The organism is Pandoraea terrigena (assembly GCF_902459705.1).
In the GTDB taxonomy this organism is placed as follows: Bacteria; Pseudomonadota; Gammaproteobacteria; order Burkholderiales; family Burkholderiaceae; genus Pandoraea; species Pandoraea terrigena.
Window position 1 is genome coordinate 24,339 of record NZ_CABPRU010000006.1, and the last position, 14,890, is coordinate 39,228.

Below are 14,890 nucleotides of genomic sequence, written 5' to 3' on the forward strand. Positions count from 1 at the left end.
TCCTCGCATCGGCGTTCACTTTCGTCCGTTTTTCTTCACGCTCGCCAAATCGCGTGGGTAGCGTGATGCGGAACGTCTCGGCGCAAAGGTGAGCGCTACGTGTTGCGAGGCAAGCCGCCAGGCGACTCGCGCCGCGACGGTAGGTACGAACAGCGCGGCCGGTGGCTCCACCATGTGCATCACGCGTAGAAAGCGCCGGTAAATCGCTGCGTCGTCGACGGCGAGGCCGAGCAACAACTCCACGTAACGCTGCATGAGCTGCGCCCGCCAATGCTCGGCGCCGCGCGTCCCGGTCTGCCGCAAGTCGACGCCGGTCGCGAAAATCCACGCACGCCGCGCCACTTGGGCAAGCGCCCGCTGCAACGCCAGCCCACCCGGAACATCGCTCGCACGGCGAAGCGCGTGCAGATGGGCGTCGAGCGCCACGGCGCTCAACGCCGCAATCGTCATGCCCTGCCCGTACACTGGATTGAAGCTGCATGCGGCGTCGCCAAGCACCGCAAAGCCTGCGGGCCAGCGCGCCATCTCGTCGAAGTGGCGCAACCGGTTTTCCGTCCGGCGAAACTGGCGGATCGGCGATACGGGTTCGGCGTGCGCAATGGCCTCGTGGAGGGTCGGCACGCGCAGGCTGTGCGCGAACGCCAGGAAGCCGTCGTCATCGCCCGGCGGATAATCGCCGCCCGCCCCCGTCAACGTGACAATCCACCGGTTGCCCTCGATGGGAAAGATCGTGCCGCTGCGCAGGCATTCCGGCGGACGGCCGTGTACCACCAGCGCTTGCCAGTCGCGCCAGATCGACCGCTTCGGCACCGCATAGAGGCGGCTCGCGTACCCGACGCGGGCGTCCACAACGGTCTCTCGCACGGCATCCAGGCCCATCGCGCGCAACCATGACGGGGCGTGGGAGTTGCGACCGCTGGCGTCGACCACGAAGGCGGCCGGCACGGTCGTGGCGTCGCCGGCATGGCCGGACGACCGCCCCGCGCGACGCCGAATCGCCACGCCGCAAACGCGTTCGGGCGCCGCGTCGAAACGAAGGCCCGTGACTTCGTACCCCGTCAGGACGCGAACCCGGCCCTCGGCCAGCACGCGTTGGCGCACCGCGAACTCGAGCAGACCGCGGCTCGTCGACCATGTGACAAAGCCTTCGCCGGCGGGCGGCATCCAACCCGCCGCGCCGAACCAGCGCACCGACCGGTACCAGTCGAGCGGTACCGCACCTGCATCGAGCAAGGTCTGGCCCAAGTCCGGAAACAGCGCCTCAAGGGTGCGCTGCCCGCGCATCAGGAGTTGATGCACATAGTGCCCCTGTGGCACACCCGCCCTCGGACCGGGCGCATCGGGCAACGCATCGCGCTCGACGAGCCACACTTCATCGAAGTGCCCCGCCAGTCGATGGGCCGCGAGCAAGCCCGCCATGCCCGCGCCGATGACAATGGCCCGCCGGGCGGACGAAGGGTTGTCGCAGGGCACGCGCGTTGCCTGCGTCGAGGAATTCGTCATGATCGACCTCGTTATCGGAACCAGCGATTCAAAGGCGTCGGCGATGGCGGCACGTCAATCCGATAGGCAATCTGCCGATGGAATTCAGGTAGCCGGCTCCAATGCAGGCCAGGCCGCACGTGATGCGCGAGGTGATAGCCGTTGTTGAAGAACACGAGATTGAGCCAGCGATTGGCCTTCGTGTGCGATGCTTTGAACGGATCGTTGGCGTAGAGGTCGACGTGATCGTCGTACGTCATGTGAATGAAATTAAGCCAGACCAAGACCCTTGGCACGACGAAAAAAAGAAGCGCATTGCGCGGGTCGTGAAAGAGCAGAGCGGCCAATACGAGGTAGCTGGCCGCCACCTGCCAGAGGCAGCGTCGACGCAATCGCGTACAGGTCCGGCCGATGCGCAGCACGTGATAGTCGTATGTCAGGAAGTAGTGCGCGACGTAAGTCAGGCGCGACATCCGGCGGCCGCTGGCGTCGATCCAGCGCGACGGATCCCGCTCCGGTTCTGTGTAGTGCAGGTGATGTCCCCGGCTGTGATGCAGGCGAAATTTTGTCGCGTACATGCCGGTTTCCAGATTCATCACCAGTTCCAGCGCGCGATTGCCCCAGGCCCCCGCGAACATGCCCACGTGCGACTGGTTGTGCACGGCGGTCGAGATGGCGATCTGCGGCAACAGGAGCAGTGTCGCGCACGCGATCGCGGCCCACGGTTCGCGCACGAAGCCATAGGCGGCCCACTGCAATGCAGCCGTACTGGTCACCAGCGCCAGCGGCGCAAGATCCTCGGTGTAGCGCAGGCCCAGAAGTCGGGCTAGATGTCTCATGATGCCTCCCTGCAACGCATTGCCTACCACCATCCATTCGATTCAATGGATGTCGCCCGCCTTCATCGCCTTCGCCGAGTGACGCAAGCGGGCAAGCAGCGTTGGCGAAGAGAAGCTCCAGCGCGCATTCATCGTGCCCAGCGGGCGGCCGAGCTGCAGCCACTGGGTTTCGCAGGCCAACGCGGACAGGCGATCATGACGATAGGTCTTGGCGACGATCACGAATCGCACCGACAGTGGTGCGTGCAACTCGGCAAAGTGCTCGAAGGTGACCTCCAGCGAATTGAGGACGAACACCAGATCGTGAGGCACGTCGTAGAAGCGATGCGAGATCGCGGTGCCGCTCTGGCGCGTGGCTTCGATCATCATCAGGCCGGGAACGTGGTCGAGCGGATGCTCGAAGAAGAACGCGTGGTGCGGATCGATCGCGAGCGTCGCGGTAAAGGTGTCGTACCCCTCGGACGTGGCATCCGCTCGCTCGATCGACGCCACGAAGACGTTGACCGGATCTGTCTTGTGCACGATCGCGCGGTCGAGCTTCGCCGGCATGGCAAAAGCGTCGGCGGCAGTGGCTTCAGGGGTCCCGGCGAGGCGGCCGGTTGCAGGCGATTGAAGGTTCATGGCGACTCCGTTCAGACAATGGGGGGACGGAACCGGACCCGCCGAGATGACGGCGGGTTGGCTTGAGGTGCAGCTCTGGATTTACGAGGATGCGCGGTAGCCGTAATCGATACGGTGCGACGCGCGAGGATCACGCACGAGGCATGACTGGGCGATGCGGACCGCCGCTTCCTGCGCGGAAAGCATGCACGCCTCGATCGACGCCCCGCGCAGATAATCGCCAGCGAACGCAAGACCGTCGATGACGTGGCGCGGATCGTCGAGCAGTGCGCGCAGCCGGTAATGATGCGGCGCGTACGCACATAACCCCGGATCGAAGCGATGTGCGACAAAGTCGCGCCGGTCGGCTCGCTCCACCGGAATGTACCGTCGCAAGGTCGCCTCGGCGAGGTCAAGCAGCGCCTCGGCTTCCGGCCCGGCAAGGCCGGCAGCGCCGGGCACGCTTGCGATCATGTCGCGTGCCTGGCGGCCACTGAATGTGTAGCGCACGCGATCGAGCCTGTCGATGCCGTAGGCGCCGGCATTGCTCAGCGCACCATCTGGGCCGAACGACAGGCCGCGCACGTTGGCGGAGAAGATTGGCCGGCGATAGGCGGCCACCACGACGAGCACCGGAAAATAACGTATGTCGTCGAGCGCGGCCGCGAGTCCCGCGTCGTGCTCGCGCAGCAAGTCGGCGCTCACCCCCGCCGGGGTGGCAAGCACCACATGGTCGTATTCCAGGTGATCGATTCGCCCATCGGGTTGCCGTACGTGCAAACCGCAAACCCGCCCGTGACGCACCATGACCCGCTCGACGCTGGCGTTGAAGCGCACCGCCAACGGGGCGGTTGCCGCACCGATGAACGCCCCCATGCCAGCCTTGAGCTGGTCGTAGGTGTCAAGCCACATGCCCAGATGCGTTCCGAAATTACCGAGATGAATTTCGTCGGGCTCCGCACCATTCATCCGCACCGACATCGCTCGCACCACGGCGCGACAGAACGCGGGACTGAAGTGCGAGGCCAGCGACGAATCGTCGGCATCTCGCGCCAGCCGCGCAAAGGACGGTCCGTCCAGGAACCGATTGCGCGCGTCGAGCCACACGCGTGCGCAAAGCCCGGCAAGACGCATCGCGTCCGCGGGCGGGCAGCCGCGCAGGTAGGCGAGCGTGCTGCCGAGGCGACGCGTGCTATCGAGCGTGACAATTTTTCCGTCGCGAATGCGCGATGTATTGATACCGAAGGGTTCGAACGCAAACGGTCCGAGGGTATGCGCGAGCTTGCGAAAGCGCCGATAGTGCCGCCCAATGTTCTTGCCACCGAGATCGACTCGCTCGCCGTCGAGGGTGGCCGTGGTCATCCGGCCGCCGGGGGATCGGTGCTGCTCGAGAAGCTCGACATGAAGACCGGCGTCGCGCAGATAGTGTGCGGCCGCGATACCGGAAATGCCGCCGCCAACGACGGCGCAGTTCGCAGTGATTGCCATCAGGGATCCCCCGCATGATCGCCAGACTCTCTTAAGTATCGTGATGATGACACCCGAATATCACGACATCCTAAGGATAGGCGAATGCGATTCATCGTTTGCATCCCATGGCGCGGCAACCGATAGTGGACACCACGAAGCATGACCAGGTCGGCATCGCAATAGCATCGGATACCGATCCAATCATTGGATGGAACATGTCGGAAGCGGTGCGTGCGCTGCGCGGCGACGCTTCGCGCAAATCACCATCACGCAGCAACAAAAGGAAAGGGCCGGGTTCTGTCTGACACAGAACCCGGCCCTTGGGGGCGATACCTGACGATCCGACGTTACGTGATCCCTTCATCGAAAGACACGCGACGCCTCCTTCACACGACCTGACATGCGTGCCTGGTCGACCGGGCACTACTGCATGCGCAGCGGTCCGTCATCGTCGTTGGCACCGCAAATCTCGGCGGCCCCGGCAAGCAGCGCCACGTAGTGCCGCAAGGCGCGCGCACGCGCCTGTTCGTACAACTGCGCGGCGATGCGCCCAGCCACGCGTTCGAAGCGCGGCATGTGCCCTTTCACCCGCCGTTCGATGCGCACCACGTGAAAGCCATAGCGCGTGTTGACCAGTCGCGGCACCACGCCCAGCCGGTCGCCGCAGAACAGCACCAACTCAAATTCGGGTGCGCCACTGCCACGCGCGAGCATGCCAAGGCTGCCGCCCGCGCGCCCAGACGGGCAATCCGACATCGCTTGCGCGACCGATTCGAACGCGTCGGGGTTGGCGAGTACGGTATTCAGTGCCAACTGCGCGCGCTCCAGCGTGGTGGACAGCGGCACCGTCGCCGACATTGCAAACAAGATGTGACTCGCCTGCACCCTGTCGCCCACGCGAAACTGTCCTGCGTGTTCGTGGAAATAAGCCCGGCACTCGGCTTCCGTGGGACGATGCACATGAACGTCGCGTGAGAACAGCGCGTCGACGATGGCGTCGTCGCTCGCACCCATCGCATCGTTCTCGTTGAACAAGCGTAAATCGAATGCCCGCTGGCGCAGCAATTCGCGACTCACGAGCGCGTGCTGTGCGGCGACTTCCGGATCGGCCGCGTCCTGGTGCTGATCGATCTCATCGGCGACGCGGCGTGCGTCGATGACAATCCCGTTGACTCGCAAAGACATAACGCACTCCCGCCAAAACATCGACTGCCACCGGTCGCGCCGGCTCGCATGCCGGGGCGCCAAGGTATATCGATGTTGTAGGCGATGCGCGTCAGAAAGGCAAATGCCCGCGACGACGGCGCGGGCGGCCGTTGCGCGTCGCACACACTCGCGTACGGCGAGCACCGACCGCCGTGCCGATGATCAGCACGATCGGCACCATCGAGACGAGCGTCGGCATCGCGCTGTGCGTGACCGACACGCCCACGTCGCCGATGCCCCGACCGGGCAGCCGGACGCAAAAGGTTAACATTGATACTGATTTGCGCCGGATACCCTTCCCGAACCTTTCAGCCGCGTTTCGCCTTGCCCATCAGCAAGGCGCCGCCGACGCCGTCGCGACGTGCCGGGCGCGGCCCGCGCTGCGCGAAATCGCCTCGCTCGGCACCACCGCCCTGCACACGCGAAGCTGTCTGCCCCGTACGGCCGTCGCGAGCTTGGCGCGCTGCGCCGGTGCCCGGCGTGGCGGCGCGTTGGGCATCGCCCTGGCGCTTGGGCGCCGGCGCCTGATGGCGTGGCTGCCCACCCTGCCCCGCGTTCGCGACCTGGGCGCCGTTGCCGGTGCCACCGGCCTTTCGGCCACCGCGCTCGCCCTCGCGGCGGGGCTTCGGCTCACTCCCCTGGCGCGCGCCACGATCGCCGTCGCGCGGCTCCCGGGCTTCACGCGGCGCGCGCGGTTGGCGCGCGTCGTCGTCGCCACCGCGACCGCCACGTCCGCCGGCCCCACGGCCTTGCTGCGTCTTGCGAATCGGCTGCGCTACAGCGTGCGGATCCGGGTCGAAGCCCGGGATCACTTCGCGCTCGATGGTGCGTTTGATGAGACGTTCGATCTGCGTGAGCAGTTGATGCTCGTCCACGCACACGAGCGACACGGCCTCGCCGTTCGCGCCAGCACGTCCCGTACGACCGATGCGGTGGACATAGTCTTCCGCCACTTCCGGCAGATCGAAGTTGACCACGTGGGGCAGTTGGTCGATGTCGATGCCGCGTGCGGCGATATCGGTCGCGACCAGCACCTGCAACGTGCCGCTCTTGAATTCGGCGAGCGCGCGCGTGCGGGCGCCCTGACTCTTGTTGCCGTGAATGGCCAGCGCAGGAATGCCGCCCTTCGTGAGCTGCTCGGCCAGCCGGTTCGCACCGTGCTTGGTGCGCGTGAACACGAGCACCTGGAACCAGTTGTGCTCGCGCACGAGGTGTTCGAGCAGTTCGCGCTTGCGATCGCGATCGACCGGGTGGATCTTCTGCGCGACGGTCTCGGCCGTCGTATTGCGACGCGCCACTTCGATCAGGGCGGGCGACTTGAGCAGGCCGTCGGCCAGTTGCTTGATCTCGTCGGAGAACGTGGCCGAGAACAGCAGGTTCTGACGCTTTGCCGGCAGCACCGCCAGCACACGGCGGATATCGCGAATGAAGCCCATGTCGAGCATGCGGTCGGCTTCGTCGAGCACGAGAATCTCGACGCCGGACAAGTCGACCGTCTTCTGCTGCATGTGATCGAGCAGTCGGCCGGGGGTCGCGACGAGAATGTCCACGCCGCGCGCCAATTGCTTGACCTGCGGCACCATCGACACGCCGCCGAACACGGTCATGGACGTAAGACGCAGGTACTTGCCGTATTGCGTGACGCTTTCCTCGACCTGGGCGGCCAGTTCGCGCGTGGGCGTCAGCACGAGTGCGCGCACAGGGCGCTTGCCGTTTGCCGCCGGCGCGCGCGCACGCGTGGAGAGCATTTGCAGGATAGGCAGCGTGAAGCCTGCCGTCTTGCCGGTTCCGGTCTGCGCGCCGGCGAGGAGGTCGCCACCTTGCAGGACGGCCGGAATCGCTTGCAGTTGAATCGGAGTCGGGTGCGTGTAGCCAAGGTCGGCCACCGCACTCAGGATGTCGGCCGACAGGCCGAGCGTTTCAAAAGACATATATGGACCAATGCACGGGCGCCACGATGTGTGTCCCCGCGCGTATCGATGTTGTGTGTTCTTGAGGGAATGCCCGCGTAGGGCGTGCGACAGGCATCGCGCTCACTGGGGCGATGCGCCGAAAGACGCCGGCAAGACGACCCGCCGACGGATGAAAACAAGCGGCTTGGCGGGCGAGGCCGTCGCGGGTACGGCCGTGTCTTGAAAGCACGTAGTTTACCATGCGCCCTTTCCCAAGTCAGTCGGCATCGGTAGCCGCGTTCGCGCGGGCCCCGAAATTCGGACGTTCGACCGTGCGCCTGCGCGCTTTTCGCCCAAGCCGCTACACTGAGGCCATTGCCCCAACGCCCCGTCGCCCCTCTACGGCCTGCCTGCCCCGTGCGATTCGACCTGACCGACCTGCGCCTGTGCCTGCTGGTTGCCGAAGCCGGCAGCATCACCGGCGGCGCCGAGCGCGCCCACCTGACACTGGCCTCAGCCAGCGCCCGCATTCGTGGCCTGGAAGAGACGCTGGGGGTCGCGCTTTTCATGCGCCACCGCCAGGGTGTGATTCCCACCCCCGCCGGGCGCGCCCTGCTCGCTCACGCCCGGCGCGTGCTCGCCCAGATCGAACAGATGCGCGGCGAACTCGGCGAGTACGCCGCCGGACTCAAGGGGAATGTGCGCATCGCCGCCAACACGGTCGCCATGTCCGAATTCCTGCCCGATCTGCTGGGCGCGTTCCTTGCCGAGCATCCGAGCGTGGAGATCTCGCTGCGCGAGCAGACGAGCCAGGCCGTCGTGCAAGCGATTCTCGAAGGCGCGGCCGACATTGGCGTGGTCTCCGACTGGATCGAACTGACGGGGCTGGAATCGGTGCCATTCCGGCAGGACCGGCTGGTGGTCGTCACGCCACCGGGGCACGCACTGGCCTCTCGGTCCGAGGTCGCCTTCATCGGCCTGCTGGACTCGGCATTCATCGGCCTGCCCGAGCGCAGCGCGCTGGCCGAGCACCTCGACGACCACGCCAAGCGCGCCGGACGGCCGGTGCACTATCGTCTGCGCCTGAGAGACTTCGACAGCCTGTGCCGTGCCGTGGCGGCAGGGGCCGCCCTGGGCATCGTGCCGATGAGCGCCGCCGCACGCTCGGCCGCCACCCTGGGCCTCGGCATCGTGCCGCTCTCGGACCCCTGGGCCCTGCGCAGACTGGTGCTGTGCGTGCGTGAGCGCGACGCCCTGCCCGTCTACGCGCGGCAATTGCTCGAACGGCTGCAGGCAACGCCCACCGCCACAAATGAAAACGGCACGACGTAATCGTCGTGCCGTGATCTCCGGCGTGGCCGGCGAGGCGAATTACATCGCGGCCGGTGCCGACGCCCCGCGCCCGCGCAGCAGCGCGTAAAGGATGATGGCGCCGAACGTGGCACAACCGATGCCGCCCAGCGAAAAGCTGCCGAACTTCAGCGTGAAGTCGCCCGCACCGAGCACCAGCGTGACGGCCGCGACGATCAGGTTGCGGTTGTCCGAGAAGTCGACCTTGTTCTGCACCCAGATGCGCGCGCCGGCCACCGTAATCAGGCCGAACACCACAATCGACACGCCCCCCAGCACCGGGCCCGGGATCGTCTGGATCACCGCGCCGAACTTCGGCGAGAAGCCCAGCACCAGCGCGATCACCGCCGCCACGGCGAACACCAGTGTCGAATAGATCTTCGTGACGGCCATCACGCCAATGTTCTCGGCATACGTGGTCACGCCCGTGCCCCCGACGCTGCCGGACACAATGGTCGCCAGCCCGTCGCCCAGGAAGGCACGGCCCATGTAGCGATCGAGGTTCTGTCCGGTCATGGCGCTCACCGCCTTGATGTGCCCAAGGTTCTCCGCCACCAGGATGATGGCGACCGGGGCGAGCAGCACCATCGCTTCGGGCTTGAACACGGGTGCGGCAAAGTGCGGCAGGCCGAACCAGGCGGCATGGGCCACGATGGCGAAGTCGATCGGCTTGCTGAGACCCAGGCCGTTGGTCAGCACGGCGTACAGCGCATACGCCAGCAGCAGGCCCACGAGAATCAGCAGGCGCTGCATCATGCCGCGCGCGAGCACCGCCACGAGACCGACGCACAGCACGGTCGCCAGTGCCATCCAGGTGTCGAACGGCGCGCCCGAGACGCCCTTCACGGCGACGGGCGCGAGATTCAGGCCAATGACCGCGACAACCGCCCCCGTCACCACCGGCGGCATGAGGGCTTCGATCCAGCGCGTGCCGACGGCCATCACGATCAGGCCGATGATGGCGTAGAGCACGCCGCAGGCAATGATCCCGCCGAGGGCCACGGGGATGTTCAGGTTCGGCCCGCTGCCCGCATAGCCCGTCACCGAGATGACCAGGCCGATGAAGGCGAAGCTCGATCCGAGATAGCTGGGTACGCGGCCGCCGACGAGCACGAAGAAGAGCAGCGTGCCGATGCCGGACATGAAGATGGCGAGGTTCGGATCGAACCCCATGAGCAACGGCGCGAGCACGGTCGAGCCAAACATGGCGACCACGTGCTGCACGCCCATCGCGATGGTGGGCGGCCAGGCCAGGCGCTCATCGGGGGCGATCACGCGGCCCGAGGCCGTGTCCTGTTGCCGCCACTTCGGGAAATACCCCTCTGCCATATTGATCTTCTCCTGGGTGTCGTGCCGCCCCGTGCGGAATGTGCGGAACGTGGGTCGATGGGAAAACTGGCGGCAGTGTACGGAGCACCTGCAAGGAAGGCAAGGCGGCGCGCCTGGATCGCGCCGCCTTGCCACCGGCCATCACCGCTTGGCGACGCCCTGGAGAATCACGTCGGCCAGCCCGGTGTAGTTACCGTCGAAATGGTGCCCGCCGGGCATCTTGACCACCTGGACACGCTTCGGATCGAGTCCCGGGCAGTTGCTGTCGTCTTCGTCGGCCCCATAGACGCACATCGCCATGCCGTCGGGCAGACGCTCCACTTCCGGACGAATCGGCAGGCCGTTCTGGCTCGACATCACCCAATTGGTCATGCGGAACTCGAAATCGGCTTTCTGCCCGAGTCCCATCAGCACGAGCAGTGCCACCCGGTCGCGAGCCGCCGCCGGCAGGCGATTGACCATGAACGGCAGCACATCGGCGCCTTGCGAGTAACCGATCAGGATCACGCGCTTCTTGTTCCAGCGCGTCTGATAGAAACGCATGAGGCGATCGATGTCGAGCGCGCCCGACGCCGGCGTGCGTGCCGACCAGAAATAGCGCAGCGAATCCACGCCCACCACCGGAATGCCGTGCGCGGAGAGCGCGCCGGCGACATCGCGGTCGAGTCCGGCCCATCCGCCGTCGCCCGACAGCAGGATGGCGAAGGTGTCGGCCAGGTTCGCGGCAGGCTTGCCCGTGGCTGGCACCTCGACAACGGGCAGGTCGGCCACCGCGGCAGGCGGCCGGGCCGTTCCCGCCACGTGATGCGCGTTCAGACGCCGGAACGCGTTCTTGTATTGCGTCACCCAGTCGGCCAGCACGGGCGTCGACGATGCCTCCGTCTCAGACAGGGTGCTGGCGGTATCCGTCCCCGCCAGGCTGCCCGCAAGCCCACCGACGAGCCAACTGGAATTAGGTGTGCGTGCGGCGAACGCCTGCGCCACGTGGTCCGCACAACGCGGCGCGCGCGCTGCGGGCCCACCCGCCGGGCCGCCCATTGCCACCCACGGTGCGCTCATGACGGGGGCGGGCAGCAATCGCATCGGCGCGCCGCCGGCCGTGTGCGTGATGCCGCGTGCGAAGTGCACCCCCTCACCCTGACACAATGGCCGGGATATCGGCAGCACCGGACAGAAGTCGACGGACAGCGCACCGGAGAACGTGTCGTTACCGGCCTGCGCCAGCATCGCGTAGGCGAACGTCCCGCCCACGCCGTCCCCAACGAGAATCGGCGGCGTGTAGCCGGGCAGCTTGACGGCCGCCTCGACCCATCGGCCGAAGTTGTCGAGATCGCCTGCCGCGTAGATGCAGGCAATATCGTCCTTGGTGTAATTCGCCATCAACCGGGCGGTATCGATGCCGGCCACCAGCGCCCCGGTATCCGCGAGGGCGCGCGCCATCCGCTCGGCGCGGGGCGTCCAGCCGTCGTTGTCGGAGAAGAAAAGCACCGTCGCATTCGGCTCGCCCTGCGGACGGAAAATGGGCACGTGCTCGAAGCGGCCGTGCGTCATGATCTCTGGCGCTTGCGCGGACATCGGCGTCTGGGCCAGCGCGGCGACAGGCGTCATCATCACCGTCCAGGTCACCGCGGCACCGACCGCGACACGGCTGACCCAGTGCGACGCCCCACTGCCATACGCGCGCCTGCCCGATCTCACCCGCCCGTCGTCTGCCTTGCCGTACATCGCCATCGTGTGCCCTGTCATTTCGTCATGATCCCTTTCCATCCGCCGCCCACGAGCGCGGCCACGTCGGCCAGCGTGAGCATTGGCGCGATGCCGCCCGGCGTCATCAGATAACGCGCCTCCCATTGCGGATCGAATTTGTCCTTGAAGCTGCGCAGCCCGCGGAAGTTATAAAAGCGCGCGCCGTGCGCGAACATCATGCGGCCGAAGCGATGCCAGCGGGGAGCGAGCTGATGCGTCTCCATGCCCGACATCGGCGCCATGCCAAGGCCGAAGCGTTGATAGCCCTGCGCCTTGAAATGCAGCATCAGCTTGGCAAACAGGAAGTCCATCGTGCCGGGCGGTGCGTCCGGCACCTGCCGCATCAGGTCGACGCTCGCTTCGATTCGCTGGACGTCGGGACACATCAGCGTGGCGAACGCGACGAGCCGCGCCTCGCGACGCACCAGCGCCACCGGCTGGCGAGCGACGTACGCGTCGGAAAAAGCGCCCAGCGAGAAGCCCTTCTCCCGCGTGTGTTGGCGCGCGAGCCACGCCTCCGACACGCGTCGCATGTCCGGGAGATACGGCGCGACCGCTTCGGGTTGCACGATCTCCAGCGTCAGCCCTTCGCGCTCGCCGCGTGCCACCCCATGCCGCAGATTGGCGCGACGCGCGCCTTGCAGGCCGAACTCCGGCAGCGTGACGAACGCCTCCTCGCCGAGCTTGAAGGCGCGCAGTCCCGCGTCGATATAGAGCGGCAGCGCCTGCGGGCGGGTCTTGTAGAACGCCGCGCGTCCGCCGTGCGCATCGGCCAGCTCGATGAAGCGCCAGATCAGTTCGGGCCACTCCTTCTGGTCGCCGACCGGGTCCGAGAGCGACACCCAGGACCGGCGATGCTTCGCGTACATGATGAACGCGTTGCCCGACGGCGAGAACAGGAAGCTCTTGTCGCCCATGAGCGCCAAGCACGCATCGGCGGCCGGTTGCTTGCGGATGACGTCGTGCGCACGTGCCAATTCCGCTTCGCTCGCGGGCACCATCGCCCCGGCGGACTGACGCAGCAATTGCCACAACGACAGTCCAAGCCCAATCACGGCAACGACCATCAACGCGCGCATGGAACGCGGCGCGTCGCCATCGAACGTGAACTGCCACCAAAGCTGATTCGCGTATTCCACGCGCCGGTACGCCATGAACATCAGCCAGGTACAAGCCCCGATCACCGAGAGCACGGCAATGATCCAGCCCGGCTCGAACGTCTGCGTGAACAGCGAGGAGCGCCGGTCGAATTGTTTGCGCGAGACGAGCAGCAGCGTGGCGAGCACGGCCAGCACGAAGCACTCCGACACCGCAATGCCCTTGGGAATCGCGAGGACGGCGGCGATGATCGTCAGGCCGAGCGAGCCCCACCAGGCGGCATCGAGCCGGTGCAGCAGACCACGGGCGAGAAACAGCATCGCCAACCCCGCGACACTGCCGAGCAGGTGCGACACTTCCACGAGGAACAGCGGCACGTGATGACGCAGGAAGTCTTCGGCGTCGCGCGTGGCGGGCGTTACACCCGAGATCAGCAGCATCACCCCGGCAACCAGCGTCAGCGCCGCCAGCAGGCCAGGGAAGAGCCGCACGGCTGCGCGCCCGATCGGCGCCGCCGGCCCCTGGCGCAGCTCGAAGCCCGCGAGCAGACACGCCGCGAGCATCAGCGGCAACAGATAGTAGATCCCGCGATAGAGCACCAGCGCCCCCGCCACCTGGCTGATGGGCGCATGTCCGTTCGTCGCAAGCAGAATGACCGCTTCGAACACCCCCACGCCGCCCGGCACGTGGCTGAGTACGCCAAGCGCCATGGCAATGGCATAGAAGACGACGAAGGTCGGCAGGTCCACCACGTTGGCGGGCAGCAGGCACCACAAGGCGGCGGCCGCCATGCCCAGATCGGCGGCCGAGATCAGCAACTGGCGCAGCGCGAGCCGCAGCGGCGGCAGCGGCATCGGCCAGCGATTCAGCAGGCGCACCGTGCGCTTGCGTGCGCACAGCACGAGGAACGCGACAGCCCCGGCCAGCAGCAGCAAGGCGAACGCCTGCAACAGCCACGCGGGAATCGGCACCAGCGCCGAGACGCGCGACGCGCCCCACAACATGCCGAGCGAGCCGAACACGGTCATGCCGAGTCCGAACGCCCCGGCGTTGAACGCCACCGCCTGCGCCACCTTCGACGCGTCGACACCCGCAGCGGCGTACATGCGCATTCGCACCGTGCCGCCGGTGAGCACCCCCAGGCCGACGGAGTTCCCCAGCGCATAGGCGATGAACGACGTGAGCACGACCGTCGAGCGCTTGACGCTCGCCCGGGCAAAGCCCAGCCCTGAGATGTCATAACCGGTGAGGGCCGCGTAACTCGCCAGTGTTGCCAACATGGCAAGCACCAGACGCGTCACGGGCGTGTCGTGAATCGCGGCGACGATGTCGTCGTAACGCACGTGGCGCAGCATGTGATGCAGCGCATCGAAGACAAAGAGGCCGAGCAGGACGACGCCGGCCACGATCAGCCACGGCCGGGCCGCGCCCCATGGCACGCGCCGGAGCGCGCGCAGTGGCGCGGGCAGCGCGAGCCAGGCGGCCTCGTCGGCCGTTGGCGGCTCGGGCGGGCCGCCCGCGTCCCCGCTTTCGGCGGATGCCGCAGCGGTGGCCATCGGCAGCGCGACGGAAGAAGGTACATCGGCGGGCCGGCTCGGGCGCGCGCGGGAGGGTTCAGTCATGTATCGGTCGATCCTTCAGCCGGCACGACGCCACCTACGGTGGCGTCGCTTCCATGGCCTATGGAGGGCCAGAGCCTGTCAGGGCGATAGCTTACACCGCGATGCGTGACAGGTCTCGTCGGTGAAGGCCCGCGCGCCGTCGCGCCGCGGGGGGTTGTCACGCCTCAATTGCGCCCAACTATGGGCGCGAGATTCCGATACAGGCAACTTACTGTAAAATGCAGGGTTTTTACTGGTTATTTGAGCGAAGTTTTTC

Annotated in this window: 11 protein-coding genes; 1 reads left to right on the top strand and 10 read right to left on the bottom strand. The window is 66.6% G+C overall.

Annotation, left to right across the window (positions count from 1 at the left end; all coding sequences use genetic code 11):
- Window positions 1–15: 15 nt before the first annotated feature.
- The 7 genes from PTE31013_RS13940 to PTE31013_RS13970 all read right to left on the bottom strand — a co-directional run bounded on the left by PTE31013_RS13940 (window position 16) and on the right by PTE31013_RS13970 (window position 7,528).
- Window positions 16–1,503: an NAD(P)/FAD-dependent oxidoreductase gene (locus PTE31013_RS13940; RefSeq protein ID WP_150613400.1), complete on the bottom strand. Its 1,488-nt coding sequence runs from the start codon at window positions 1,501–1,503 to the stop codon at window positions 16–18.
- Window positions 1,504–1,514: 11 nt separating this feature from the next.
- Window positions 1,515–2,321: a fatty acid desaturase family protein gene (locus tag PTE31013_RS13945; RefSeq protein ID WP_246174550.1), complete on the bottom strand. Its 807-nt coding sequence runs from the start codon at window positions 2,319–2,321 to the stop codon at window positions 1,515–1,517.
- Window positions 2,322–2,363: 42 nt separating this feature from the next.
- Entirely contained in the window at window positions 2,364–2,942 is a 579-nt protein-coding gene (locus PTE31013_RS13950) for an AfsA-related hotdog domain-containing protein (RefSeq protein ID WP_150613402.1), read from the bottom strand.
- Between the two features lie 81 nt (window positions 2,943–3,023).
- Entirely contained in the window at window positions 3,024–4,409 is a 1,386-nt protein-coding gene (locus PTE31013_RS13955; RefSeq protein WP_150613403.1) for a protoporphyrinogen/coproporphyrinogen oxidase, read from the bottom strand.
- A 405-nt stretch (window positions 4,410–4,814) separates the two neighbouring features.
- Window positions 4,815–5,576, bottom strand: coding sequence for a peptidylprolyl isomerase (locus tag PTE31013_RS13960; RefSeq protein ID WP_246174554.1), 762 nt, complete (start codon window positions 5,574–5,576; stop codon window positions 4,815–4,817).
- Between the two features lie 91 nt (window positions 5,577–5,667).
- Window positions 5,668–5,868: a hypothetical protein gene (locus PTE31013_RS13965; protein WP_150613405.1), complete on the bottom strand. Its 201-nt coding sequence runs from the start codon at window positions 5,866–5,868 to the stop codon at window positions 5,668–5,670.
- A 37-nt stretch (window positions 5,869–5,905) separates the two neighbouring features.
- Entirely contained in the window at window positions 5,906–7,528 is a 1,623-nt protein-coding gene (locus tag PTE31013_RS13970; RefSeq protein ID WP_150613406.1) for a DEAD/DEAH box helicase, read from the bottom strand.
- Between the two features lie 378 nt (window positions 7,529–7,906).
- On the opposite strand from PTE31013_RS13970, the gene PTE31013_RS13975 reads away from it, so the two are divergent.
- Window positions 7,907–8,821 (top strand): LysR substrate-binding domain-containing protein, encoded by a 915-nt coding sequence (locus PTE31013_RS13975; RefSeq protein WP_150613407.1) that lies wholly within the window; start codon window positions 7,907–7,909, stop codon window positions 8,819–8,821.
- Between the two features lie 39 nt (window positions 8,822–8,860).
- Here PTE31013_RS13975 and PTE31013_RS13980 read toward each other — a convergent pair whose 3' ends face one another.
- The 3 genes from PTE31013_RS13980 to mprF all read right to left on the bottom strand — a co-directional run bounded on the left by PTE31013_RS13980 (window position 8,861) and on the right by mprF (window position 14,568).
- The gene (locus PTE31013_RS13980) at window positions 8,861–10,168 is read right to left on the bottom strand and encodes a solute carrier family 23 protein (protein ID WP_150613408.1); all 1,308 of its coding nucleotides are present in this window, start codon (window positions 10,166–10,168) and stop codon (window positions 8,861–8,863) included.
- A 141-nt stretch (window positions 10,169–10,309) separates the two neighbouring features.
- On the bottom strand, window positions 10,310–11,914 hold the full coding sequence (locus PTE31013_RS13985; protein ID WP_174978570.1) for a virulence factor family protein: 1,605 nt from the start codon (window positions 11,912–11,914) through the stop codon (window positions 10,310–10,312).
- Window positions 11,911–14,568, bottom strand: coding sequence for a bifunctional lysylphosphatidylglycerol flippase/synthetase MprF (gene mprF, locus PTE31013_RS13990; RefSeq protein ID WP_150613571.1), 2,658 nt, complete (start codon window positions 14,566–14,568; stop codon window positions 11,911–11,913). The genes PTE31013_RS13985 and mprF overlap by 4 nt, the downstream gene beginning before the upstream one ends.
- Window positions 14,569–14,890 lie beyond the last annotated feature (322 nt).

What these genes read in the sequence shown, in the direction of transcription:
- PTE31013_RS13940 (WP_150613400.1), bottom strand. Translation starts at nt 1,503, where the DNA reads ATGACGAATTCCTCGACGCAGGCAACGCGCGTGCCCTGCGACAACCCT.
- PTE31013_RS13945 (WP_246174550.1), bottom strand. Translation starts at nt 2,321, where the DNA reads ATGAGACATCTAGCCCGACTTCTGGGCCTGCGCTACACCGAGGATCTT.
- PTE31013_RS13950 (WP_150613402.1), bottom strand. Translation starts at nt 2,942, where the DNA reads ATGAACCTTCAATCGCCTGCAACCGGCCGCCTCGCCGGGACCCCTGAA.
- PTE31013_RS13955 (WP_150613403.1), bottom strand. Translation starts at nt 4,409, where the DNA reads ATGGCAATCACTGCGAACTGCGCCGTCGTTGGCGGCGGCATTTCCGGT.
- PTE31013_RS13960 (WP_246174554.1), bottom strand. Translation starts at nt 5,576, where the DNA reads ATGTCTTTGCGAGTCAACGGGATTGTCATCGACGCACGCCGCGTCGCC.
- PTE31013_RS13965 (WP_150613405.1), bottom strand. Translation starts at nt 5,868, where the DNA reads ATGTTAACCTTTTGCGTCCGGCTGCCCGGTCGGGGCATCGGCGACGTG.
- PTE31013_RS13970 (WP_150613406.1), bottom strand. Translation starts at nt 7,528, where the DNA reads ATGTCTTTTGAAACGCTCGGCCTGTCGGCCGACATCCTGAGTGCGGTG.
- PTE31013_RS13980 (WP_150613408.1), bottom strand. Translation starts at nt 10,168, where the DNA reads ATGGCAGAGGGGTATTTCCCGAAGTGGCGGCAACAGGACACGGCCTCG.
- PTE31013_RS13985 (WP_174978570.1), bottom strand. Translation starts at nt 11,914, where the DNA reads ATGACAGGGCACACGATGGCGATGTACGGCAAGGCAGACGACGGGCGG.
- mprF (WP_150613571.1), bottom strand. Translation starts at nt 14,568, where the DNA reads ATGGCCACCGCTGCGGCATCCGCCGAAAGCGGGGACGCGGGCGGCCCG.